This window comes from Neobacillus sp. DFD-2R (genome assembly GCF_057747865.1).
The window spans coordinates 2,954,021-2,977,041 of sequence record NZ_CM173228.1; the positions used below are offsets into that span (position 1 = coordinate 2,954,021).

The 23,021-nt window shown below is 34.8% G+C and carries 22 protein-coding genes and 3 pseudogenes; 7 read left to right on the forward strand and 18 right to left on the reverse strand.

Annotated elements, in window-relative coordinates; all coding sequences use genetic code 11:
* Positions 1–174: 174 nt before the first annotated feature.
* Together AC3ANV_RS14855 and AC3ANV_RS14860 are read left to right on the forward strand one after the other, a co-directional pair.
* Positions 175–627: a hypothetical protein gene (locus AC3ANV_RS14855; RefSeq protein WP_488309508.1), complete on the forward strand. Its 453-nt coding sequence runs from the start codon at positions 175–177 to the stop codon at positions 625–627.
* Positions 624–809 carry a hypothetical protein gene (locus tag AC3ANV_RS14860; protein ID WP_488309509.1) on the forward strand — a complete coding sequence of 62 codons (186 nt, stop codon included), beginning with the start codon at positions 624–626 and terminating at the stop codon, positions 807–809. The genes AC3ANV_RS14855 and AC3ANV_RS14860 overlap by 4 nt, the downstream gene beginning before the upstream one ends.
* Here AC3ANV_RS14860 and AC3ANV_RS14865 read toward each other — a convergent pair whose 3' ends face one another.
* The 3 genes from AC3ANV_RS14865 to AC3ANV_RS14875 form a co-directional block, all read right to left on the reverse strand.
* Positions 810–1,106: a hypothetical protein gene (locus AC3ANV_RS14865; protein ID WP_488309510.1), complete on the reverse strand. Its 297-nt coding sequence runs from the start codon at positions 1,104–1,106 to the stop codon at positions 810–812.
* A 285-nt stretch (positions 1,107–1,391) separates the two neighbouring features.
* On the reverse strand, positions 1,392–2,828 hold the full coding sequence (pdxR, locus tag AC3ANV_RS14870) for a MocR-like pyridoxine biosynthesis transcription factor PdxR (RefSeq protein WP_488309511.1): 1,437 nt from the start codon (positions 2,826–2,828) through the stop codon (positions 1,392–1,394).
* A 125-nt stretch (positions 2,829–2,953) separates the two neighbouring features.
* A complete protein-coding gene (locus AC3ANV_RS14875; RefSeq protein WP_488309512.1) occupies positions 2,954–3,148 on the reverse strand; it encodes a hypothetical protein in 195 nt (64 codons plus the stop codon).
* Between the two features lie 435 nt (positions 3,149–3,583).
* Between AC3ANV_RS14875 and AC3ANV_RS14880 the strand changes: the two genes are divergently transcribed.
* Positions 3,584–4,024 carry a YfmQ family protein gene (locus AC3ANV_RS14880; RefSeq protein ID WP_488309513.1) on the forward strand — a complete coding sequence of 147 codons (441 nt, stop codon included), beginning with the start codon at positions 3,584–3,586 and terminating at the stop codon, positions 4,022–4,024.
* A gap of 104 nt (positions 4,025–4,128) precedes the next feature.
* Here AC3ANV_RS14880 and AC3ANV_RS14885 read toward each other — a convergent pair.
* Both AC3ANV_RS14885 and AC3ANV_RS14890 read right to left on the reverse strand, forming a co-directional pair.
* A pseudogene (locus tag AC3ANV_RS14885) lies at positions 4,129–4,539 on the reverse strand (IS6 family transposase); the annotation flags it as partial.
* Positions 4,540–5,252: 713 nt separating this feature from the next.
* Positions 5,253–5,393, reverse strand: a complete 141-nt coding sequence (locus tag AC3ANV_RS14890; RefSeq protein WP_488309514.1) for a hypothetical protein — start codon at positions 5,391–5,393, stop codon at positions 5,253–5,255.
* Positions 5,394–6,559: 1,166 nt separating this feature from the next.
* Between AC3ANV_RS14890 and aimA the strand changes: the two genes are divergently transcribed.
* Complete coding sequence (gene aimA, locus AC3ANV_RS14895; protein ID WP_488309515.1) at positions 6,560–8,194, forward strand: glutamate/serine transporter AimA; 1,635 nt, start codon at positions 6,560–6,562, stop codon at positions 8,192–8,194.
* A 573-nt stretch (positions 8,195–8,767) separates the two neighbouring features.
* Positions 8,768–8,953: an N-acetylmuramoyl-L-alanine amidase gene (locus tag AC3ANV_RS14900; protein WP_488309516.1), complete on the forward strand. Its 186-nt coding sequence runs from the start codon at positions 8,768–8,770 to the stop codon at positions 8,951–8,953.
* Between the two features lie 635 nt (positions 8,954–9,588).
* Here the strand turns inward: AC3ANV_RS14900 and AC3ANV_RS14905 are convergent.
* On the reverse strand, positions 9,589–10,419 hold the full coding sequence (locus AC3ANV_RS14905; RefSeq protein WP_488309517.1) for a polysaccharide deacetylase family protein: 831 nt from the start codon (positions 10,417–10,419) through the stop codon (positions 9,589–9,591).
* Positions 10,420–11,181: 762 nt separating this feature from the next.
* Between AC3ANV_RS14905 and AC3ANV_RS14910 the strand changes: the two genes are divergently transcribed.
* Positions 11,182–11,364 (forward strand): YolD-like family protein, encoded by a 183-nt coding sequence (locus AC3ANV_RS14910; protein ID WP_488309518.1) that lies wholly within the window; start codon positions 11,182–11,184, stop codon positions 11,362–11,364.
* Positions 11,365–11,521: 157 nt separating this feature from the next.
* Here the strand turns inward: AC3ANV_RS14910 and AC3ANV_RS14915 are convergent, their stop codons facing one another.
* Together AC3ANV_RS14915 and AC3ANV_RS14920 are read right to left on the reverse strand one after the other, a co-directional pair.
* Entirely contained in the window at positions 11,522–12,952 is a 1,431-nt protein-coding gene (locus tag AC3ANV_RS14915; protein WP_488309352.1) for an IS4 family transposase, read from the reverse strand.
* A 684-nt stretch (positions 12,953–13,636) separates the two neighbouring features.
* A complete protein-coding gene (locus tag AC3ANV_RS14920; RefSeq protein WP_488309519.1) occupies positions 13,637–15,097 on the reverse strand; it encodes an IS1182 family transposase in 1,461 nt (486 codons plus the stop codon).
* 655 nt (positions 15,098–15,752) lie between these two features.
* Between AC3ANV_RS14920 and AC3ANV_RS14925 the strand changes: the two genes are divergently transcribed.
* Positions 15,753–16,223, forward strand: coding sequence for an RpiB/LacA/LacB family sugar-phosphate isomerase (locus AC3ANV_RS14925; RefSeq protein WP_488309520.1), 471 nt, complete (start codon positions 15,753–15,755; stop codon positions 16,221–16,223).
* Between the two features lie 123 nt (positions 16,224–16,346).
* Here AC3ANV_RS14925 and AC3ANV_RS14930 read toward each other — a convergent pair.
* The 10 genes and pseudogenes from AC3ANV_RS14930 to AC3ANV_RS14975 form a co-directional block, all read right to left on the reverse strand.
* A pseudogene (locus tag AC3ANV_RS14930) lies at positions 16,347–16,512 on the reverse strand (transposase); the annotation flags it as partial.
* Entirely contained in the window at positions 16,506–16,661 is a 156-nt protein-coding gene (locus AC3ANV_RS14935) for a hypothetical protein (RefSeq protein ID WP_488309521.1), read from the reverse strand. The gene AC3ANV_RS14935 and the pseudogene AC3ANV_RS14930, both read right to left, overlap by 7 nt.
* Positions 16,662–16,888: 227 nt before the next feature.
* Positions 16,889–17,128: a hypothetical protein gene (locus tag AC3ANV_RS14940; protein WP_488309522.1), complete on the reverse strand. Its 240-nt coding sequence runs from the start codon at positions 17,126–17,128 to the stop codon at positions 16,889–16,891.
* A 95-nt stretch (positions 17,129–17,223) separates the two neighbouring features.
* Positions 17,224–18,567, reverse strand: coding sequence for an SCP2 sterol-binding domain-containing protein (locus AC3ANV_RS14945; protein WP_488309523.1), 1,344 nt, complete (start codon positions 18,565–18,567; stop codon positions 17,224–17,226).
* A 63-nt stretch (positions 18,568–18,630) separates the two neighbouring features.
* A complete protein-coding gene (locus AC3ANV_RS14950) occupies positions 18,631–18,744 on the reverse strand; it encodes a hypothetical protein (protein ID WP_488314234.1) in 114 nt (37 codons plus the stop codon).
* Positions 18,745–18,995: 251 nt separating this feature from the next.
* Positions 18,996–19,574: a TetR/AcrR family transcriptional regulator gene (locus tag AC3ANV_RS14955; protein ID WP_488309524.1), complete on the reverse strand. Its 579-nt coding sequence runs from the start codon at positions 19,572–19,574 to the stop codon at positions 18,996–18,998.
* 347 nt (positions 19,575–19,921) lie between these two features.
* A complete protein-coding gene (locus tag AC3ANV_RS14960) occupies positions 19,922–20,122 on the reverse strand; it encodes a hypothetical protein (RefSeq protein WP_488309525.1) in 201 nt (66 codons plus the stop codon).
* 88 nt (positions 20,123–20,210) lie between these two features.
* On the reverse strand, positions 20,211–21,401 hold the full coding sequence (locus AC3ANV_RS14965; protein WP_488309526.1) for an MFS transporter: 1,191 nt from the start codon (positions 21,399–21,401) through the stop codon (positions 20,211–20,213).
* Positions 21,402–21,530: 129 nt separating this feature from the next.
* Positions 21,531–22,580: pseudogene (locus AC3ANV_RS14970) on the reverse strand (alkene reductase); the annotation flags it as partial.
* A gap of 125 nt (positions 22,581–22,705) precedes the next feature.
* On the reverse strand, positions 22,706–22,969 hold the full coding sequence (locus tag AC3ANV_RS14975) for an ArsR/SmtB family transcription factor (RefSeq protein ID WP_488309527.1): 264 nt from the start codon (positions 22,967–22,969) through the stop codon (positions 22,706–22,708).
* Positions 22,970–23,021 lie beyond the last annotated feature (52 nt).

A 23,021-nucleotide genomic window follows, 5' to 3' on the forward strand; every position in this document is an offset into this window, starting at 1 on the left:
AGCCATTTAGACGCTTTTGCATTATTTTGAACTATGTAATAAGTGGAAAATTCTGGTTTCATCCCTCTTATTGGAGGTAAATAATTAGCTCAGTCATATACGATTCGACTACAATAAAATATGCATGAAAAGTTCCCCCCGGAAGGGTAAACTTTTTTTATTTAAGAAAAATAAATGGAGCAAAGTGAACAATACTACGATTTAAAAAAGAATGCTGTAATTAATCAGCATTCTTTTCGAAATGATCGTTTTTTACCTGTAAACAAGACCATCAATGATTTGGATACACAACAAGAAGATAAGATTAATTTAGTACAACAGTTTTTAAACACTCCTTCTTATGTTTCTGATTTGGAATCATTCATCGATGACAACGAAAAACAATATCTATATGAAAACTTTACGGATGAAATGATGATGTATACTTTCATTCACAAACCGTCCCATATCCAAGAGGAATACAATAAAAAGGAAGAAACAAAAAAGGAGTACATCCGGGATCTTCTTCAGTTTTATGGAATATTGGTGTCTCATGAAGCATTTTTAAAAGAGGATGTAGTGGATTTTACTGAAGGTTCCTTACTAAAGAATCTGGATCGGCGTCATGTAAGGAAATATCAGGAATGACTGAAAAAGCAGGCTCCCCTAAGGAACGGGAAAATCCGGTACAGCATCGGCTGGAACGGGACCTGTCTTATGAGGAAGTAAAAGCATTAATCGACTATTATCGGAATCATCCGTATAATTTGGGGTTGTTGACGCTTTTGGCCACCACTGAGGTTCCAGATAAGTTTCTGAAATTAAGGTAATCAATACATCCGCCCGTTTGTAATAATCAATTGCTTAGTGGACAAGTCTAGACTTGATGCAATAGCTGTTTTTAACTCAATGGCATGTGCATCCGGATAACGATTAAGCTCTGCAAGACTATTAGTGATTGCTCTTAGGGATTTGGGTGATGGCCCAAGGGGATTCTCATTTGATTCTAATTTAATAACATTTTTTATTCCCAATTCTTTTTGTACTTCCCATAGTGGCTTACCTGATATATAAGGCTTAATATAATCTAATGCTCTACGTCGCTTAATGTAATTGATTTTATTCATAGCCTATACCCTCAATCTATTTAGTATTTTCTATCAAAACGATAAAAAGACTTAAAAAATAATAGTAATAATATAAAATAATAATTGTGAATCATTTCACATTAACCCATAATATTATTATTATTTAAATCATACAAATGGTTAGCGAATTCAAATCCACTCTTCAATCATATAGGATTTAAAAGATTTTTAATCATCCAATTACACACTTTTTTAACTATCCAATTACTCTTAAAAAAAGAATCATGATTTTATCATGATTCTGAAAAAAGACTGCCAAATTACTTAGAGAGATACAGAATTAAGGGCGTCTGAAAACCTTTTGATACCTTCATTAATCGATTCCTCATCTTCCCTTGCAAAAGTAAAACGAACAAATCCCTTTTTAGATCCCATTGTTGAACCTGGAACATAAATAACTCCCCTTCTGATTGATTCCTCCAGCAAGTTCATTTCATTATAGTCTTTTTTTATCCTGCACCATATATGAATTCCTCCTTGAGGAATAGAAAATTCGACTATATCCTTTAAATAAAACTTAAGGCTTGTGACAATTTGATTTCTTCGTTTTTCTAATTCCTTTACCAACTTATTGATATGAAAACGGAAATTTTCTGAGTCTAAAAAATCATTTGCAATCCATTGAGTAAAACTGGCATGACCAAAATCAATTTGTTGTTTTGCATCAGATAATCTTTCAATTACTGGTTTTGGCCCAATAATCCAACCAATTCTTAATCCGGAAGCAACGATTTTCGATAAAGAGCTAATATATAAGACATTGCCGTTGACATCGATCGACTTTAATGTAGAAATAGCTTCACCCGTAAAAGATGTTAGACTATATGGATCGTCTTCTACCACGGGAATCCCATGTTCAGAAGATATGTCTAAAATAGCTTCACGTCTTTCTTTTGAAAGTAATGTTCCTGTTGGATTTTGAAATGCCGGATTTAAAAAAATCATTCTAATTCGATGCTTTTTATGTAATGACAGCAACTCATCTGGGTTTACTCCATCTTTAAATACTGGTAAAAAGTGCGTTTTGATTCCTGCTGATTTAAATATCTGCAGATTATAATTGTAAGAGGGATCTTCCAAAGCAACAGAATCTCCTGGTTTTAACAGACATTGAACAACCAAATGCAATGCTTGTTGTGCCCCAGAAGTAATTAATATAGATGAGGGGTTTGTTTCAATTTTACGAAATTGCTTAACATGCTCTGTAATGGTATTCCTTAATATCTCGTTCCCTTGGGGATGATCATATCCTAAACTTCCAATAAAAGCTCTAGTCGAAGTAATCTCGCGTAAGAATTGCTGTGGAAAGAGATCTTCTGATAGTTCCCCACTTGCCAGATTGATCAACTTATGTTCAACTGATTCTTTTCGTATCCTTTGTATTACAGGTAAATTAGGTAAAAATGAGCCTGCTTCCACATACCTGTTCCAGCTCGGAATACGTTTTTTGGTAATACCCCATATGTCTTTGCTAATGGTTGTCCCACTTCCCCTGTTCCTTTGAATCAGTCCGTTTGATTCCAACTCGTCATATGCAGCAACCACTGTACTTCTGTTTACATTTAGTTCCATAGCTAATTTTCTTTCAGATGGTAATGGATTATCAGGAGGAAAAGTACCGTCTGCAATTCCATTTTCGATATATTCTGCGAGTTGCTTATATATAGCTTTTTTTGCTGTGCGATTTGGTTTCCAATCCATTTCCTACATTCCTTTTTTCTTATTTGATCGTATTTTAATTATTAGCTTTTTTTTTTATTATCAGGTGTAACATTTCATTTAAAAAAACCTATCTTCATTACGACGATAGGCCTGATAGACTTCGATTAGGTAAAAAACACAATAAAAATTCCAAGAGCAACTAAAATTAGCGGAATAGTAATAGCATAAATCAACGTCAAATTTGTTGTATATTTTTTTGTGGAGCTACTATAGTTTTCGTCCCCTTTTCCAACCACTAATAATGTTGAAACAATTGCTATAATTATAACAATGATGACCAAGAACGTTAGGATCTTCATGTTGCACCTCTTTATATTTTATAGAATTGAGATAAAACAAGTTTAACCTATTCAATATTTCTAGGAAATCATTATATTATATGGATCATCTTTAATCACCATCCAATATTCTTTAAATATTACCATCCACTTTTATTAAGAATTATAAATTACCTATATTACCTGGTTCGTAAATGTAATAGATGGGTATTGAAATTAAAATAACTGATCATATTGCAATATTTACATTTAATTTACGTAATAAAACTGAGCCATATAAATAATTTATCTTTTTGAACATTTTGTGACATTATTCACATTTTCTTGCCTTATTTAATTTTAGTAGCTATGATAAAAATCAATTGTGAATAATGTGAAATCTTAACTTACAATTTACCCTTCTAAATTTAAAGATATAGATTTATTTTATAAAGGAGTAATGGAGATGATAAAAATATGATTTGGGCAGTAATTTCAATAATACTTTTAAGTCTTGTAAAAATATTAATGACCTGCCTTCCAACCGGTCCCGTGGAATGGCTAATCCGCAAATTTGAAATTCATTCAAAACTAAGCATAGAGAATGTCACAGTAACAATCGATGGAAAACTTTTGAAAAATGAGGACAAAGTTCGTGTAGTTCAGTATTTTAATGAAGCTATTTTTTTAAAACAACAATATGTATATCCAGGGACCGAAGAATCATTTTTACATCCAGAGAACAGCGAGACTCCAATAGTCATTGATGCTAAAAAGGGAAAAGAAGATATTAGATTATTTCTGCACACATACAACACTCGTGTTGATATAGTCAAGCAGTACAAAAAGAAAATAGTCGTGTACAGCATAGTTTCCGATGGCCTCCAAAAATGGCCAGTTTCAAAAATTAGTGTTTGATAGGTTTCAAATAACAACGAGCACGTAATTATTTGTCTAGTTGATGAACATGTCTGGATAGGTTCTGGTGCAAAGATAAAATAAAAGAGAATAAAACGCATATATACAGTAATGACACGAGGAGAGGATACATGCAAAAATGACAAGGCTTTTTTGAAAAAGCGCTTGGCTGATTTGGAATTTCTATTTTTACTTAAGCAAAAATCAATGGTATTCTCTTCTGAATCAACTGCACGATACAAATACATCCATTGTCCTTTTACTTTTATGTATGTTTCATCTACTCTCCATGAGTCATTGTTCTGCTTGAGATGTCACCGTATTTTCTTATTCAACTTAGGACCATATTGATGGACCCAACGCATAATCGTTGTGTGAGCTATCGACAGGCCACGCTCTTCCATCATTTCCACCAAATCACGAAAACTTAGGTTGTACCTTAGGTACCATCTCACTTTAAGAAGGATGATCTCAGGCTGATAATGTTTCCATTTGAACAAATTTTGGTTTTCCATACTGATTATGCCCCTTTTTTAAGAATAGTAGTATCAGTATGGAGATTAATTGCAAAATGTTCGAGATTTTTGCACCAGAACCAAAAACTGTCTGTAAAACAATAGTAAGCGACCTTGTGACTCCCAAAAGGATGCACAAGGTCGCTTACACTATTTCTTGATTCATTATCTTTTACAAACCCTTTCAGCTTATTTTAACAGGAGATTAACGCTCGATTTAGAAAAAAGTGTGATCTCTTAAGAAAAACGTAATCGTTTTAATACCCAGCGTATGTATACCACGCTTTCGCCTAACTCACTTCATTGGACTCACCTTCTTTCTTCTCGGTCTAATCTATTCTCTCCTTTCTGTGTATTGTGGATTGCTTGTCCATATCATACACAATAATCTTTTTATTGTAAATATTCAAAAAAATCGGATTTACATTCATTTTCGGTGTTTTTCTCTTTCTTTCTCTCCTATTCTACAAATTTTACATGTTTTAAAAAAAAATTTTGTAAATTCTTAAGAAAGACAATCCTAATGAAATATAATGTTTATTATGTTATAAACCCTTGGATATCTCGTTTAATCCAAGGGTTTTTAATACTTATTATCCTTACTTATGTCAACAAAAAAGGTACCATGAACTAGATTTGTATAAAGTATTCATGCGATACTTTGAGATCTTGTTGAACTAACGTGGCAGGTCCATTAAAGAAATGTATAGGTGTTATTGATATTCCAAATCTGATTTATGCACTAGTTTAACTTCGTAATTACTGTCTAACTCTTTTATTTCATAATAACCTGATTCGTATTTATATAAAATTATATATTGTGTTCCTTTATACATAACTGTTTCTTTTGTCATATCTTGTCACCTCTTGTCTCTTCTTGTCACTTCGAAACTTTTACCTATTTTAACATGTAACTACTTGTGAATATGTAAAAATTACGTAAATTTATTGATTCATATTTAACCTGATTTACTTACTTTATTCCCTTAAGGGGTAGTGACAGGGTTCGTACTATAGACTGCAAGGTAAAGGCAAGAGTAAGATAAAGCTACGGAAAGGGTAAGAAACATGCTGGTATTGTAGTCGCTCACGCAATGTTACGTATCTCTTATTATCTATTAACCCGAAAAGAAATGTATGTAGACTTAGGTGAAGACTACTTTGATAAGCAGAGACAACAATCAATTGTTCGGCATTCTCTAAGACGACTCGAAAGTTTAGGATACATCGTTACTCTGGAAGAAACTAAAGCCCCTTAATCCAGTTCACTTAATTACCATAGATCAATGAAATTGGCGCTCTCCCCCTTTTTTAAAAACGAATGAGCTGCGTCTTTAGTATTGCCATTTTCTCTAAGTTACAGAAGTTTATTTTCATGGAAGCACATACCCTTATTCAGAACAGGTAATAATACAATTAATAGGTAAATCGTAAAGAGGTGTATTATTAGAATTTTTAAAAAGATGCTAATCGCTTTTATACTATCCCTTGTTTTTGCTACATTCTTTCAAATAAAATTGGCTTCAGCAAATGAACCAACTCAATACACCGAAGTACTTCGGTTAAGAAATAGAAATGGCAATTTTAAAAAAAAGCTGGTTCAGTTTGAATGAAACCAGCCATTTTTTATTGCTCTTCCTCCTAAAAGGTTCGCGAAACGAACACGATTTATTGACTTTTTATTATATTCAGTATAAAATACATTATAAATGGACGCATATAGCGTATTGATGATGTTTTTACCTTTTACGGAGGTTTTACGCAGGAAAGTTACTTATGTAACACCATTGCTTTCCCAAAGGGAAATAATGCTTTTATATATAGATACTATTAATCTATGAAAAAAATGGTTGTTCTTATCAAAGAGTTTTTTGAAAACGCTTTATATTGTTTTAATCCAGATCATTACACTTTAAACGGAGGAATTACGTTTCTAAACAAATCCCTATTTTAGTAGGAACGTATTGAATGGTGTAATTGTCTGTCTAAATAAATACAAAATAGAAAAGGAGTAAAACAAATGAGTAATTTGCATCGAAGGATGGGGACTTTTTCGTTGACTATGGTTGGGCTCGGATCTATTATTGGATCCGGTTGGTTATTCGGAGCTTGGAGAGCTGCACAAATTGCTGGTCCAGCAGCTATTTTCTCTTGGATTATCGGTATGATTGTCATCTTATTTATTGCACTTTCTTATAGTGAATTAGGCTCCATGTTTCCTGAAGCTGGGGGAATGGTAAAATATACGCAGTACTCCCATGGTTCTTTTGTGGGATTTCTTGCAGCTTGGGCAAACTGGATTGCAATCGTTTCCGTGATTCCAGTAGAGGCAATTGCTTCTGTTCAATATATGAGTTCATGGCCATGGAAATGGGCGCAGTGGACACATGGTTTAGTAGTAAATGGAAGTCTTACCGGGGGAGGCTTAGCAATTGCCTCTGCATTACTGATCGTCTACTTTTTATTAAATTACTGGACAGTTGGTTTGTTTTCAAAAGCTAACTCATTTATTACTGTCTTTAAAGTTATTATACCGGGACTTACGATTGGATCCCTTTTATTTGCTGGTTTTCATGCATCCAATTTTACATCTACAGGAAGTATAGTACCAAATGGTTGGGCAAGTGTACTTACTGCAGTAGCAACTTCTGGTATTATCTTTGCATTTAACGGTTTTCAAAGTCCGATTAATATGGCGGGTGAGGCCAAGAATCCCGGACGTTCGATCCCAATTGCAGTAATCGGTTCAATTTTAATTGCAACGGTTATCTACGTTCTATTACAGATTGCGTTTATTGGAGCCGTTGAACCGTCCATGATTGTGAAGGGATGGCATCATTTAAATTTCAATTCACCGTTTGCTGACTTAGCAATTGTTTTGGGCATAAACTGGTTAGTTATTTTACTATACGCTGATGCTTTTATTTCTCCTTCCGGGACAGGCATAACATACACGGCGACAACGTCACGAATGCTTTATGGAATGGAAAAGAATAACTATTTACCAAGCGTGTTTGGGAAACTACATCCTCTTTATGGTATCCCGCGTCAAGCTATGTTTTTAAATCTAGGTGTATCTTTCTTATTTTTATTCATGTTTAGAGGCTGGGGAGTACTAGCAGAGGTTATTTCAGTTGCAACTTTAATCTCTTATATTACAGGTCCAGTTACTGTTATGACATTAAGACGCACAGGTCATAACTTGTTCAGACCGTTACGTCTAAAAGGATTAAGTATTATTGCACCGCTTGGATTTGTTATGGCATCTTTAGTCCTATATTGGGCAAGATGGCCACTGACAGGACAAGTATTATTTATCATTATGCTTGGTCTTCCTGTTTATTTCTATTATCAATCAAAAATAAAATGGAAGGGATTCCGTCAAAACTTTTCAGCAGGGCTATGGATGGTTGTTTACTTATTATGTATGATGACTATTTCATACTTAGGAAGTGATAAGTTTGGTGGAATAAACGTTATTCCATTTGGTTGGGATATGGTCATAATTACATGTTTATCTCTTGTGTTTTATAGTTGGGCAATAAAGAGTGGATTCCAAACTGAATATTTGGAACAGGGACAGAAAGTAAACGACGACTTGAGATCGATAGAGAACAAAATGTCATCACAATCGGATAAAAAGAGCGCTGTATAAAAAATGGTGTTCAGGCTTTCCTTTGCTTGAAAGTGAGAAGGGGCATAAGGGAAAATTGGGCAAAGCCTAGTGTTTTATAGGTACACTAAAATCCGTGTGTGTCCACTTTGTGGCTCTATCATTAGACCTATTATGTCCGCTTTACGTCCAATGGTGGACTGACGTTTTTTCTATGGTGGGCACGTGGGTACCACTTTAATTTTTAAAAAAGAGAAGTAAACGCCCTTTACTGTACTATTATTAATAGTGGATACTATGTTTAATATAACATAGACTATCCACTATTTTTTTATATGTTATAATCACTTAAATGTCCTTAGCAACAGCTAAAGTTGTTGAATAAAAGCTTGAAAATGCAGGTGCCAATGTCATTATGACTCGGACCAACGATACTCATATTTTCTTACAACAACGTGCAGATCTCTCATACCAAAACCATTTCATTACAATTGGTCAAATGACCCATCGGCAAATGGATTGACTGATTTTTACTATCAAAAATCAAAAGATAACCCTTTATCCTCTATCCTCGGATATTTTAAACGAGATCGTTTATAACAACAGGGTTAAATAATGACGGAACAAGATTCAAATGACTTCAATGTTTTACGAAACAATTCACAACCAAGTACACTGATTGAACTTGGCTTTCTTTCAAATAAACATGACGATTCGGTTGTGGAAAGCTCTGCTTACCGCTATAACGAAGCTCAAGGGGTTTATTTCGGATTACTTGATTATTTTTTAATCAAAAAATAAATAGCTTGAAAAACCGGGCAAAAGCCGCCCGGTCCTTTTGCCCATTATGGAATATATTCGAAAAGATCTACGAATTTGTGTAAAAAGCATTGTGTGCATGCTAACCAAAAAAATATACATAATATGTTATTTGTAGGCCCGCTGCTTATTTACATAAGAACACAATGAAATATATTATCAATTTTTAATATGGGTTATATGTAGAAAAAACTATCTTTAACAAAATCAAACTATTTTAATCCTTTTTATTCCCTATTAACAACTCCCGTAGGTCACTCCTTTATCATTAGAGAACACACAATTAAAATTTAATGCCATTTGCTTCTTATAAAGAAATGAATGGTATTTTTTGGTTTATTACAAAACATTGTTTAGATTTAAGAAAAGTACGTTAACTTTTTTATAATTAATTTTGTTGTTACAAATATAATTTAATACAGTAATAACATTATCAACAAAATTAAAGATAAGTTATATAATGATAAATAAGACAAAAATAACATATATATTAAAATATGTTTTATCAAAAATAATAATGGTTCTAAAAGGCATATACACAAAATAAAAAGTCATGCTCCTGATAGAGGTGTTTTTCTCCTTAAGGAACAGTTAGAATGGCTTCTTTATTTCAAAATTTATAACCTAGAATCCTTCCAAAAATTAACCATAAAATCCAAATCTGGATTATAGGCTTGGAAGGTATAGCCTCTATCTTTAAACAATTTGATAATACCAGGTAATGATTTTACAGTATACCCATGGTCATGCATAAGGACTACTTCATGCTGTCTTTTAATTTGTCTTCTTACTTGATTAATAATAAGATTGGTCTGATCCTTATACCGCCAGTCATTAGAGTCAATAGTCCAGTCCCAAACTTTCATATGAGCGTAAAAAATTTGATCACGAAAAGGTTGAGTCAAAAGAGGTTTACTTCCGTATGGAGTTCGACTTATATAGGTTTGAACACCTAACGTCTTAAGCAAACTTTGTTCTTGTTTATACTCGTTTATATAACTCTCCGGACTAAGAAATAAAAGTTTTTCGTTATGTGTCATGGAGTGAAGCCCGATTTCATCTCCGTCATCCTTTATTCTTTTAACTGTCGTTTCTTTCCCTTTTATATAGTTTCCTACTAAAAAGAAAGTTGCCTTAATGTCATTTTGTTTTAGAATATCCAAGATTTGAGGCGTATATTTCGTTGGTCCATCATCAAAAGTTAAATACACTATTTTTTGTTTAGCCCATTGAGCCTTTTCTTGTTCTATTATCTTTTTCTTTGTTTCTAGCGCTTGTAACTTCTTCGCATTAAAAAGCTGTTTTTGCTGAACTTTCTCTTTTATGTGATGATTTATCAAAAAATGATGAGAATGATGAGGATTCGTTTTTTGAATGTCAAAAGAAGAACTAAAAATTAGTGATACAATGCCTAACAATACAAACCATATTGTTTTTAGCATGTTCATCCCCCGCCCCTTTGTTTTTCTAATAAATTGTCAATAGTATTCTCCTCTCTTGTAATGATATTTATTTTCAATAGCTTAAATAAAAGTAAATCAAAATTTGTTCTTTTCCTATCCCTCGAAATGCCATATTCATACAATTATTCATATAATTCTATTATATATTAAATAAATATTCAGAAATTATTTTTTTCGTAAAATTTATTTTTACCATTCACTATAATTGTAATATTTCAGGAAAAATATAATTCAATAAGTCGCTTGTTTGTTGCTGGCTATATTTAATCTTCATAGCAAGCCTGTTGTGGACAAAAAATCTACGATGATAAATGTATTATTCGCTTCTAATGGAGGAAAATGAAGGTTATTTTTTAAAATATAACAACAATGTTGATATAGATAATAAATTTAAAGACAATACATATAATGCCAAATAATATATAAGTGACATATATGTTGTCATATATTTTAAAAAAATATTAAGTAAAATAATTCCCAAAATTAAAGATGATTACAAGACTTTTTATAGTGTCATTATGCTGAATAGATTTCAAAGGTGTTAGTTCTTACAAAACGGTCAAAGTTTAATATAGATTGGAACTTCTTTATTGATGTTGTGATAAAGAAGAAAATAGTCTGCGGTACTTATCCTGATTGGATGCCCAGGATCTCTTTAATTTTTATTTAACATTTTCGTCATCCTATCTTAAACTTATTAACATATAATATATTGTGAAATTTTTCACTTATAACAGGAGGAATTGTATGTTTTTGAAAAAATTAACTACGAAAAAACTAATTACTATTGATTATTATAAAAATGGTATCTTACAAAAAATTAAAGGGCGTGTATATAGTCTTAATCTAAATGAACAAATCCTATCTTTAAAGGATGAAAAACAAAAGCTATTCTCAATCCGTTTATCTGGAATTAAACATATTTATTAACTATTGTCTTTGCGTATAAATGTTTTACGGGCACTACCCCATGCCCATCAAGCTAATATTAATAAATGCGTAGAATAGAGACGTTTCTGTAAAGTGATGTCTATACTTCTAAAGAGAGACATGCCAAAATAAGCCTGGAACAGGCTATTTTTTTAAATTATGCTGCTTTCTTTTGACCCATGGTATACTGATAGACAACACCCAAAATATCAAAGACTGTCTTTTTCTCGTATCGATGAGACTTTCGCCCGTTTTTCTGTAGGAGGGCAAACAGGCGAAACAGGACCTTTGATAGCTCTTGGGTGCTTTTTTGTATCGATTGAAACAGTAATAAAAAATAATCTTTGATGATATAAATGGTTTTATATTCGCTAATTTCTTGTTTTTTCTTGGTGAGGAGTAGCTGCCGCATTTGAAACATGGTAGATGAACAAAGGAGGATAGCAATTAGTTGACCATAGAGATGACATTCTAATCGCTCTTTTTTGATCTCTTTACAATGATCGATTTCAAAGAAGGATTTCCATGTTTTAAAGAGTAATTCGATTTGCCAACGTAATGAGTAAAGATCGTGAACGTGTTCCGTTGGAACATCTTTGGGTGGTGCATTGGTGATGTATACATTCATCGCACTCAATCGTTTACTCCGTTCCTTCATGACAATCCCTTTCTTTTTCTCCTTTAACGCTTGATTTTTCCATCGTTTTCTGGTTTGTTCTTCGGTCAGTCGGTGGAAAATAACTCGAGCCGTCAACTTTTGATACTGGCCAATGTAAACGTCAGTGATTTCAAAGGTTTGCCCCGGTTTTAATTGACTCATGATCTCTTCTAAATCCAGTTGAATATATTCAGTTTGCTTTTTGATTGTTCCGTTTTTAAAGTATTCCGGTTCAGGATTCCTTAAATAAATCCGATTGTTTAATTTTAAGCGAGAGATATAATAAGCTCCATTCTCATCCATTTGATGGAGATCTTTCAGGTCAAAGTAACCTAAATCACGTATGCATAAATCACCAGTTTGTACGGTTTGTAAGCAAGTAGAACCGTAGGTTCGATCATTTTGTTTACCTGGTCCCGAGTGAACATGCATGAATTGACCACTGAGAAGATCATATTCTAATTGAATCTTTACGCCAGCTGTATGACTACTCCCTCCAGATCCTTGATAAGTTGAGGCAAACATATCTGGAAGTTGAAAGGTAGTAGAATCCAAGATTCGTATACGTTGAAACTGAGCAACATAACGATGAGGTATAGCCTGAGAGGTATATAGCTTTTGAGTAAGCAAGGAAGTGAATACATGTTGTAGAAGCCTAACAGCCGATGGATTAAATCGTTGGTTGAGTCCTTCAGGACTGATCAAGACACCCGTTGAAGATTCTAAAGAACTACATAACTGAGTCAAGGAAGTGCTCGCTACTTTTTGACTTAGCCACACGCATAACGCTATTAAATCTTTAGCTTGATACTTACTTGTCCTTTGAACAAAGCCCACTTTTCTAGCCAGCTGTTGCAGAGATTGTGGGGACAAAGATCGTTGCAATTCCTGAGAAAACAAAGTCAATTCATTTAAAACCTCGCTACACATAAAAAACACCATCCTTTCCATGATATTACAGAAAGAATAGCGTTTTTTTCGTTATGGGGGTAATGATTTGTCTTAGCTTGATGGGCATGGGGCACTACCCCAAGATAGAAAAATAAGCTTAACCCAAAAATTCACAAATACGAATTTATTGCTTTTATATGATAAATTGTGTTTCGGGAACAGACGACTTTTATGTAAACTAAAACTCTAAATACAGTGAGAGTATTATGAAATTCAAATGAGTTGATAGTTAAAATTAATTAGAATATTATGGACCGCAGTGACTTTAAAAGTTTGGTGTGAAGAGGTGAAGGTTGAATTCTGAGGTTCCTATATTCCTCAAATTTATTGCTATGTTAACTAACCAAAAATATAAACTATTATTTTGGGTCAATCATAACCCAAATATCAAAAATGCCAGTACTTTGGGCGATAGTGGAATAAATGTTTTTTTAATTAAAAGGCTCTGTTAAAGCTCATTATTGATTTAGCTCACTATGTTGATTGGAGCGGAAGGCGCGAGACTCCTGCTGGAAAAGCAGGTCAAGGGAGACCCCACAGGCGCAAAGCGAGGCCACTGAAAATCTTACGTTTTTTATTTTTAATATTGGAAGTTGGTACAAAAAAGGCAGTTTGTTGTCCAGATTCAGACAACAAACTGCCTTTTTCCTTGTTAATTTGTCCTTATTTTTTCTCCTGAAGGAGCTTCAGAATCCGCTTAATATTGACTGCGAATATCGCTGTTGCTCCTTGAATCTCCATACCTAATAGACCCGCGGATGACGCTATATCATACCCGTGTCTGTGTTTCAGTTCACTATTTTTTGCTTCAATTTTATAGCGAGTTTTCGCTAGTTCTTTAAATGCTTCCGTATTTTGGAACTCTTCTTGATCTAGATGTTCTGTTGATTTGATGGTTACTGAATAGGTCTTACTTTTCGCTCCATCTTTATAACATCCTTCACTGAAAGGACAAACTTGACATTTTTTAATGTCAAAAAGGTACTTAATCCTAGGGTTTTTATCTTGACCCTTTCTTGCTTCAAATTTTTTTCGAATCGCCATATGTCCTGCTTTACAAACATACATTCCTTCATCTTTGTTAAATTCAAACTTATCCTCTTTTGCGCGAGTACCATGTGTAATATGCGGATGTAACTTTGAAACCAGTGTTAGCTCATGCTCTTTTGTATAGAGAATATTATTTTTCTCGGAGTAGGCTGTATCCCCAATGATCGTATCAATTTCCATTCCAGTGGCTTGGCTTTTTTCAATTAACTCCTGCATGTATTTTCCATCACTTTTTTCACCTGTTGTCACAACAGCTGCAGTTATTATCCGTTCGTCACTCATTGCGATATGTGTTTTATAGCCAAAAAAGGAGGAGTCTGCTGTTTTATGTCCTACACGTGCATCTGGATCAGCTGAAAAGTTTAGTTGTTCTGTATAATCTTCCACTACTTCTTTTAGCACATTTAATTTTTCCTTAACGACTGGAATTGTAGCGATTTGAGGTTCTGATTCAACCACAGAAATTACTTCACGACAATAATTTAGTTCATCTGTTACTTCGTTAGAAGTTGTTTTCGGTGGAAATTTCTCTTTCATTGATTCATCAATTTGATAGACGGCTTTTCTAACATTTTTTGATTTCTCTTGTAGAAATTCCTTCGGTGCCTTTTGGTTATAACGCGCTTTTGTATGTGTGGCATCCATAATAATTGTTTTACTTTTAATGATTTCTTTTTCAAGTGCAATCTCAACTGTTTTTCCAATAAGCATATCTAATAAACCCACATCTTGGAGACGGAGCCTACGGAATTTCGTTAAAGAGCTAGGGTCAATTACAGGATCTTCCGGTGCCATGTCGAGGAAATACTTAAACGACATATCATATTTAGAACGTTCGACTACATCTACATCTGACAAATCATGAATCGATTTGAGCAATAGATATTTAAACATACGAATTGGTGACACTGCATTTCGGCCGTTATTAAGGCAATATTTCGCTTTTAATTCCTCGATAATGAAAGAAAAGTCCACTAGTTCATTGATTTGGCGAAGCATATTATCTTTTGGAACAACAAGATCATAAATAGCAATATATGGACTAAAATTGAGAGAGTCTTGATTGGAAATCATTTTGATACCACCTACATAATTTAATGTCATTATTATAAGGCAAAAAGACAGTTAAAGGTTTGATTAAATCAAACCTTTAACTGTCTAATAATAAAAAAGGACTTTTTCAGTGGCCTCCGCAAAGCGCCGAGGAGGCTCCCGACCGCCCGCGGAAAGCGAGTGCCTGGAGCGGAAATCAACAGGCAAGTTTAACAGAGCCAATTAAAAAAGGGAGGCGACGTGAGTCCCCCCAAACTAAAAAAAAAAGCAATATAAAATGGCTTAAGGTTGAATCGACCTTAAATCTAATCCTATGATAACGGCAACCTTTTGATAATTCTCATTTAAAAAGACCCGATGTAGTAGTTATTCACCTAGGCTTAAAAAAAGACAAAATAAAAAGAGCCCATTGTTATCAAGACCTAAATTAAAAAAATCCTTAAAAATAAATAAGAGCACATATTAGTCATGTATAATATGTGTTCTTATTTCATTCAATTAAAGCGCACGATTGTTGAAGATTGAAAACGCGAAGGAGCTGCTTTAGTGGGATCCTCAGTTAATTTACTAACGCACCCGTAATAAGGAAACTAAAATATTTTTGTTTTAAAACATCAATAATAGATGATACGATAATCTATATAGAATCTTAAAACGATATCGGAGGATACATAACATGAAAATTGCAATGGCGAGCGATCATGCTGGATTTGGCTTGAAGGAAGAAGTAAAGGAATTACTAGAACAACAAGGACATGAAGTGTTAGATTTCGGAACGAATAGCATAGAAGCCTGTGATTTACCGGATTATATTTATCCTGCATCATTAGCTGTTGCAAAAGGAGAGGCTGACCGTGGAATCTTCATCGATGGCGTTGGTTATGGTAGTGCTCTTATTGCAAATAGAATATATGGTGTAAACGCAGTTGTTTGTCAGGATCCATTTTGCGCGAGATTAGCACGCGAGCATACGGATAGTAATGTTCTATGTATTGGAGGAAAAATAATTGCTTCAGGAATAGCTATTGAAACTATAGATGTATGGATGAAAACAGATTTCCTTAGTGGGATTGAAAAATATGAAAGACGTGTAAAAAAGGTAAACGAAATAACGGAAAAACATTTAAGAAAATTATCTGAAATATAAGCTGATGATTGAAAGGGAATCGGGAATTATTCCGTACCTTTCAGTCTTTTTTTCAGGAAAATCCTCTTATTTTTTCTGGCTCAATCTCAAAGTAAGTGCTGACTGCCTTTAGGCAGTCAGCACTTACTTGTTACAATGCACAAGCAATCCTCTTACATAGTACTCACGGTTCCAATGGAAATACTTACTTCTGAAAGGCCTTGATTTGATTGTTTCTCCCTTCTACTGCGGCATTGGTATAGCGGCACAAATGGTAGTTTGTAATTTCCTCTTCCCAATTCTTCATGGTCCCTTGAAATCCTGTGAATAAGTGAGTATTCGAGAGATATCCCCTCTACTTGTCGCCCACTCCACGCTTACATTTGGATGTCTTAATAACACACGGAGTGCTTCTGCACCTATGTAACCAGATGCTCCATAGATTCCAGCTCGAATCATTTAATCTCACTCCTTAATGAAAAAATATCTGCCGTTATAATGGGTATTGAAAAATAATATGATCATGGTTGTCCACGAGCCGTTGTTCATGCTCAATAATGCTTCCTTAAAATTGCGGTCTATACGTTACAAGCAAGTAATTTTGGTTTAGGGAGGAATAGCATGGGATGAATGAGAAAATCCGTGTATACGGGAATGTTCATTCTAATAAAATCAAAAAAATCGAATCATCTTTCTAAAAATTTCATCGATAATTTGGCTATGCGGTGAAGTTTTTCTTTAGCAGTCGAGGTTCTCGCCATTCCCCTTAGTCCTACCAATTCATTATGAAGATATTCCGCTAGCTCTTCGGTATCGTAATCAGGGGTGAATTCACCGTTCTGCTGCCCCCAGAGAATAATTTCCAGTTCTTCTTTTGTGAAACCTTCAGTGGTCTTAGTGTCAACATATATATCGCGTACTGCCAATTCTACCGCCTAATTCACAAGTTTGATACAAAATGTATCGAACCTAACAAAACAATTGTGCTTTTTCCCACTTTTTGTTGAAATCTTCCCTTCTTTTATGACGGAAAGCACCTGCTGAAAGCCTTGAGCAACTTTAAATGGCCTTTTGTGCGAATTTTACCTGACATGACGGCTGATAATATCCCTGTTTCTTTGGCCATCAGCCGAATCCATGTTTGACTGTCTGCAATAAGGTGGAAATCTGCATCCCCGATATGTCCCTTTTTCACAGAAAGGGTCTTGTTCTTAATAATAACCGTTGCTTGAGCATTCTCTTCTCCAGTAAATGTAAAATGATAGATAGCCGCTAAATCTTTTGCTTGATTTCTTTGAAACATATGAGGAAGCACTTGCAAAAACGCCCGGATTGATTTCGATCGTAAGCCGTTGCTCACTGGCCGCACTTGTTTATGGGGAAAACGCTTTTTGACATGATCCTCAGCGTCGGAATTCGGCACTACATAAACCATTTCGCTTTTATCCTGCAGTGGTTTGACAACGTCCTTCAAAAATTTCTTACGATCGTCAAGAAACTCACCAATCACATCTTCTCCAGCAGGACAAACGGACAAACAGTAGGCCGCTTTATAGCTAGCCCCAAAAGAAAGGCTCTGCCACATAGACGCTGTTTCTACATCATTTACTTTGTCCCTGTATGCTTTAGAATTTTTGCTGTCGGTAATCTTCTCCACCCAATCGATGAAGCCACCGGAAAATTCTCTATAGTTGTGCGTATAGCAGGCAGAGAAATTAAAATGACCGTCGGCGCCGATGGCTCCTACCGGGCAGGCGGCCACACACAACTTGCACTCCAAACACGGATTATAATCAATGGGCTTACTTTCCGAAGTCATATCTACATTTGTAAGAATCGTACCTAACAAAATAAAGTTGCCGAACTTGGGATGAATGACATTTCTATGGATGCCGATTTGTCCGAGTCCAGCCGCAACCGCAATCGGTTTATGTGAGATGACCCATGCTTTTCCGGTACTTTCCTGCTCCATCGGGAATCCTGCTGGCGGGTTCAATGCTTTTATTCCTTGCTCTTCAAGTTCTTTCACGATTTCATGTCCGATATGCGTTACGTTATCGACAACATGATGAAATTCCGTATTTGCAATAGATCGGGCTGTCGAACGCAAGGGCTCGCGGTTCATTTTACAGACGAAACTAATAAGCGTCCTGGCTTCGGGAAACAGATTCAAAATTTCTTTTCGTTGGTCCTCAAGTTCGTTTCGGTCAATAGAGACGAATCCAACATCGTCGGCTCCTGCATGTAGACATAAATTCCGCAACCACTGTGTATCTATGCGCCTGCCTTCGGTTCCCTGCGTAATTTCCTTTTTCTTGTAATATTGTTTTACGGTAGGATGATCATTTATTGTCACCTTTTTCATGGCACTCAACTCCTTAGTCGTTCAATATAACGCCAATCCGTCAGTACTACCCTGCTTGATGGCCTAACAAAACGCTCGAAGTCGTGCATTCCTTACAGACTTCGTAAAATTGATTTTTAGTTCTAGCGTTGTGAATGTCTCCCCTTCGCTAAGGGTAGATGCGTAGGCCATTCTCATCGCTGTATCGGTAACATCGCAAAATACGCCGCCGTGAAGATTTCTTCCAAGGATCACAGAACTTGTACGGAAAGCTTATCGGAACGGTCAAGACTTAAAGTTTCTTTCTTCTTGCTCATCGATGATCGGACGACATCTACTATGACAGCTTCCTTGTCAGATTTCGTAGTATCGCCTTTAGAATATAAATCCCCTCTGAATAAAAAACCAATCGGTCTCTTTTTGTTCAAAAAAAAGAATAAAAAATAGAATTAGAAAAGAATAGCATTTATCTGCATGATGGCCATGTCTAAATATCGCTTATCCTTATACAATCTGCTGAGGGCTAATGCACCTTCCATGGAAGAGAGAATGAATACAGCCATCTGTTCAGAATCAACATTAATGGTAATTTCATTTTGATCCTGGCCAAATTCAATCAAATTCTTGATCATCTTTATTAAGCCATCAAAACCTTCCTTAATTGCATCTTCAATCAAAATTTCTGAATCATCTGCTTCAATGGCTGCATTCATTAAGGGACAGCCCCCCACTAAGATGTCATTGTTGTGCAAAGTCATAAAAATAGAAGCAAAAGCCTGAAATTGTTCGTTTGCAGTTTCCTTGGATTTGATAGCTTGTAAATAATTTTCTTTTAGAGTGATTAAATAGTATGAAAACGAAGCTTTGGCTAATTCGTCCTTACTATCAAAATGTCTATATATTCCTCCTTTTTTTAATCCTGTTGCCTCCATTATTTTAGAGATAGAAGTTGATTTATAACCATTTGTGTTAAATAAGGATGATGATTGCTCAATAATAAACTTTTTCGTTCGTTCTCCTTTATTCATATTTTCGTACCTCCTTATCAAAAGAGAACAATCGGTCTCTTTTTCATTTAATACCATTGGTACCGCTTATGTCAAGTAATGAACAAAAAAAGCAACACAGATGCAAATAAGCTTATTATCTTCAACTAAAGCTACCCTATAGGTAAAGCTACCCTATAGGGGGTACGACAAGAATTCGTTCTTTTTTGGGCCATTCATTAAAAAGAGAGATTTTTTAGTCGCGAAATGTTACAAAGCCTCAAAACATGCATAACCCCGTTCTGATTAGACGGGGTTAAAAAGTTGTTTAATTTTTGATATAAAATACTTCACTGCACTTAAAAATATAACAATAAAGTTTTTTAAATCTAAGAGTTATTACTTAATCGCGCCCGTTTGTTTAAAAAGAAAATAAACCCCTTAATTGATAAAACGCCTTTTGCTAAAGATAAGGCAACTTCAGAAAAAGTATGAGGTGCAATTTGATGGCATTGATCGTAATTGATGCACGCTGAAGTGACATATAAGTTTCCTGGTACATTGGTATTCAGTCGTTTCCCATTATTCATTTTTGCACGCCTCCGTCTGGAAATAGCTACCTATATTTATATTCCATCGCTGACATGTGCAGGAGTAAGTTCATTTTTCGGAATTAGATTACGCTCTTTTATGAGCACCAAAACTTTGATCAACTACATTTTCACGAATCAAGAAACGTGATAAGCCAAATGTTGAAACTAGAGCAAACACAACTCCTAAAGCTCCAAACCAAGTGATCGATGATACTGATAATTGCCCTACTACTAGCCCTCCTAGACCTGCCCCAACTGCGAATCCTAATTGCATCATTGACTGATTCAGACCTAGTAAGACATCAGAAGATTCTGGATGAATTGTTGCTAAATTATATTGTTGTGTAGCACCTGAAGACCACCCTGCAAATGACCAAATGATAAGAATCATAAAAACTGCGATTAAAGAACTTGATACGAATGAAAGCAAGATCATCGATACGATATTAAGTATTAATCCTCTTTTTAAGGTAATCGCTATACCCCATCTATCTGCACTGAAGCCTCCGAATTTAGATCCAAATAAGCTAGCAATTCCAAGAGCAAATAAAGCTATACTTAAAAGGTGATCACTCATTCCAACAGTATTGATAAGATAAGGAGATAAATAAGTAAATACTACTCCATAACCTGCCATTAAGAAGAACGTTATTGATAAACCTAGAGATATTTTTGGTATTTTCAACATTGCAATTTGTTTAGTTAAAGGAATTGGTTCATCCCCCATTATTCGTGGGATTGAATTTAAAATGATAAATATTGCAATAAACACTAATAGAGCAACACCAAGAAAGACAAATTTCCACCCATAAGCAGATGTAATAAATCTACCAATAGGTACACCAATTATTAACGAAGCTGTAAATCCCATAACAACAGTTGCAATTGAACTCGCTTTTTTATCTGCAGGTGCAATTTTTGATGCTAAACTTAAAACTGTAACAACTGTTACCCCTGTACTTAAAGCCATAATAATTCGTGCAATCATAAACAAGCCATAACCAGGCATGAATACTGAGAGTATATTCCCAAGTATAAAGAAACTCAAAGAATAAATAAGTAACCTACGTCTTTCCATTTTAGCCAATAATGCCATTAGAATAGGTGTACCTATGGCATAAGCTAGCGAATAAACGGTAATAAGCTGTCCAGCAGCTTCAATTGAAATACTTAAAGCATCTGCCATTTTATCCAAAATACCTGAAATGATATATTGGGATGTACCGACTAAAAAACTGATCATTGCTAAAATATAAATCTTCCCGTTATTTGACATGTATAATTTCCCTCTCCATTTTTCTCACATTAATTTAATATTTCTATAAATACCGAAACACCAAAATTGATAAAAGGAAGCTCAATCAAAAGCTTCCTCTATTTTTCCATTTTCATACGGACTAACTATTTATACTAAAATATTTAGATGTTTCTTTGCATCATATTCTTCTAATTCTTCACCATTTTTCAAACGATTAAGAAAGTTCGGATTTGAAATTAATGGACGTCCAAATGCTGCAACGTCAATCGTCCCTTCTTCTAAAGCTTGTTCAGCCATTTCTGGATCTAAACTGCCTACCCCAACAATCAATCCATCCCAATATTTTCGTACTAATTGATGCAATGTTTTTCCATCAGCAAGAACTCTATTAAATTGCATGATTGATGGATGTAGTAAAATAGCGCCAACTTCTTTAAATGCTTCAACAAATGTACGAATGGCCGTTTCTGGATCTTCCCACATATAGTTTGGCACATCAGCTTTATGAGCAGAAAATCGAATCATCGTTCTCTCAGTACCAATGGCATCTATAACTGCTCTTATTACTTCTTTCATGAATGTTAATCTTTGTGCTAGATTACCTCCATATTGATCAGTGCGATGATTCGTTATATCTGAATTAAATTGATCGATTAAATAACCGTGTGCAGCATGAATTTCTACCCCATCAAATCCAGCTTCGATTGCATTTTTTGCCCCCTGCGCATATTGACTTACAACTTCCCTTATATCCGCAATTGTCATCTCTTCAGGGATATCATATGGCTTACGAAAACGAGAAACTAATCCTTCAGCAGGAATGGCCGATGGTGCTTGCGGTGGCAAGTTTCCTGCAAGTTCATGATGAGATAAGCGTCCTACATGCCAAATTTGTGCAATCATCGTACCGCCTTCTTTATGAACAGCATCAGTTACTTTTTTCCACCCTTTAATTTGTTCCTCAGAATAAATTCCAGGAATTCCAGGATAGCCTTTTCCTCTAGGACTAATTACTGTTCCTTCTGAAATAATTAATCCGATTCCGTCAGCAGCACGTTTTCGATAATATTCCACCACATCATCTCCAACTACGCCAGTTTGATCATCAGCAAAACATCTTGTTAAAGGAGCCATCGCCGTACGAGAGCGTAAATTCCATGCTCCCATTTTTACAGGTTCAAAAAGTTTACTTTCTAAACCATTTTTCAGATTCCCATTTTGATCTTTGCTAAGTTGACTCATATGATTTTCCCCCATTCAATTCAATTATTCGGTATTTCTATAAATACCGAAATAGAGATTAAAAATATTCCGCTTTCTGTTTAAAGTAAAGCGGGAGCGTATTGTTCGAGGACTTCTCGTTGTAAACTATAATATCGGAAGGTACCCTCTTTGCGAACGGAAAGCAATCCGCAATCGAGTAATGGTTTTAAATGATGTGTCAAAGTTGAATTGGCCGACACTTTTATTTGATTTTTCATTTCAAGGCAAGCTAATTCCGGTTGTTTTGCTAAAATCTTAACAATTTGTAAACGTGTTGTTTCACCCAGTGCCTTATAGACTTTTACTGCAATATCATCATTCACCAAGGATGGCCTCCTTCCGAAAAATGTAAATAACTTATTTCGGTATTTATAG

Bases quoted from the DNA above. Each gene is read 5' to 3' on its own strand.
- AC3ANV_RS14855 (WP_488309508.1), top strand. From the start codon at position 175: ATGGAGCAAAGTGAACAATACTACGATTTAAAAAAGAATGCTGTAATT.
- AC3ANV_RS14860 (WP_488309509.1), top strand. From the start codon at position 624: ATGACTGAAAAAGCAGGCTCCCCTAAGGAACGGGAAAATCCGGTACAG.
- AC3ANV_RS14965 (WP_488309526.1), bottom strand. From the start codon at position 21,401: ATGTCAAATAACGGGAAGATTTATATTTTAGCAATGATCAGTTTTTTA.
- AC3ANV_RS14865 (WP_488309510.1), bottom strand. From the start codon at position 1,106: ATGAATAAAATCAATTACATTAAGCGACGTAGAGCATTAGATTATATT.
- AC3ANV_RS14915 (WP_488309352.1), bottom strand. From the start codon at position 12,952: ATGTGTAGCGAGGTTTTAAATGAATTGACTTTGTTTTCTCAGGAATTG.
- pdxR (WP_488309511.1), bottom strand. From the start codon at position 2,828: ATGGATTGGAAACCAAATCGCACAGCAAAAAAAGCTATATATAAGCAA.
- AC3ANV_RS14875 (WP_488309512.1), bottom strand. From the start codon at position 3,148: ATGAAGATCCTAACGTTCTTGGTCATCATTGTTATAATTATAGCAATT.
- AC3ANV_RS14925 (WP_488309520.1), top strand. From the start codon at position 15,753: ATGAAAATTGCAATGGCGAGCGATCATGCTGGATTTGGCTTGAAGGAA.
- AC3ANV_RS14910 (WP_488309518.1), top strand. From the start codon at position 11,182: ATGTTTTTGAAAAAATTAACTACGAAAAAACTAATTACTATTGATTAT.
- aimA (WP_488309515.1), top strand. From the start codon at position 6,560: ATGAGTAATTTGCATCGAAGGATGGGGACTTTTTCGTTGACTATGGTT.
- AC3ANV_RS14880 (WP_488309513.1), top strand. From the start codon at position 3,584: ATGATTTGGGCAGTAATTTCAATAATACTTTTAAGTCTTGTAAAAATA.
- AC3ANV_RS14900 (WP_488309516.1), top strand. From the start codon at position 8,768: ATGACGGAACAAGATTCAAATGACTTCAATGTTTTACGAAACAATTCA.
- AC3ANV_RS14920 (WP_488309519.1), bottom strand. From the start codon at position 15,097: ATGATTTCCAATCAAGACTCTCTCAATTTTAGTCCATATATTGCTATT.
- AC3ANV_RS14935 (WP_488309521.1), bottom strand. From the start codon at position 16,661: ATGATTCGAGCTGGAATCTATGGAGCATCTGGTTACATAGGTGCAGAA.
- AC3ANV_RS14950 (WP_488314234.1), bottom strand. From the start codon at position 18,744: ATGAGAATGGCCTACGCATCTACCCTTAGCGAAGGGGAGACATTCACA.
- AC3ANV_RS14955 (WP_488309524.1), bottom strand. From the start codon at position 19,574: ATGAATAAAGGAGAACGAACGAAAAAGTTTATTATTGAGCAATCATCA.
- AC3ANV_RS14960 (WP_488309525.1), bottom strand. From the start codon at position 20,122: ATGAATAATGGGAAACGACTGAATACCAATGTACCAGGAAACTTATAT.
- AC3ANV_RS14945 (WP_488309523.1), bottom strand. From the start codon at position 18,567: ATGAAAAAGGTGACAATAAATGATCATCCTACCGTAAAACAATATTAC.
- AC3ANV_RS14905 (WP_488309517.1), bottom strand. From the start codon at position 10,419: ATGAACATGCTAAAAACAATATGGTTTGTATTGTTAGGCATTGTATCA.
- AC3ANV_RS14890 (WP_488309514.1), bottom strand. From the start codon at position 5,393: ATGACAAAAGAAACAGTTATGTATAAAGGAACACAATATATAATTTTA.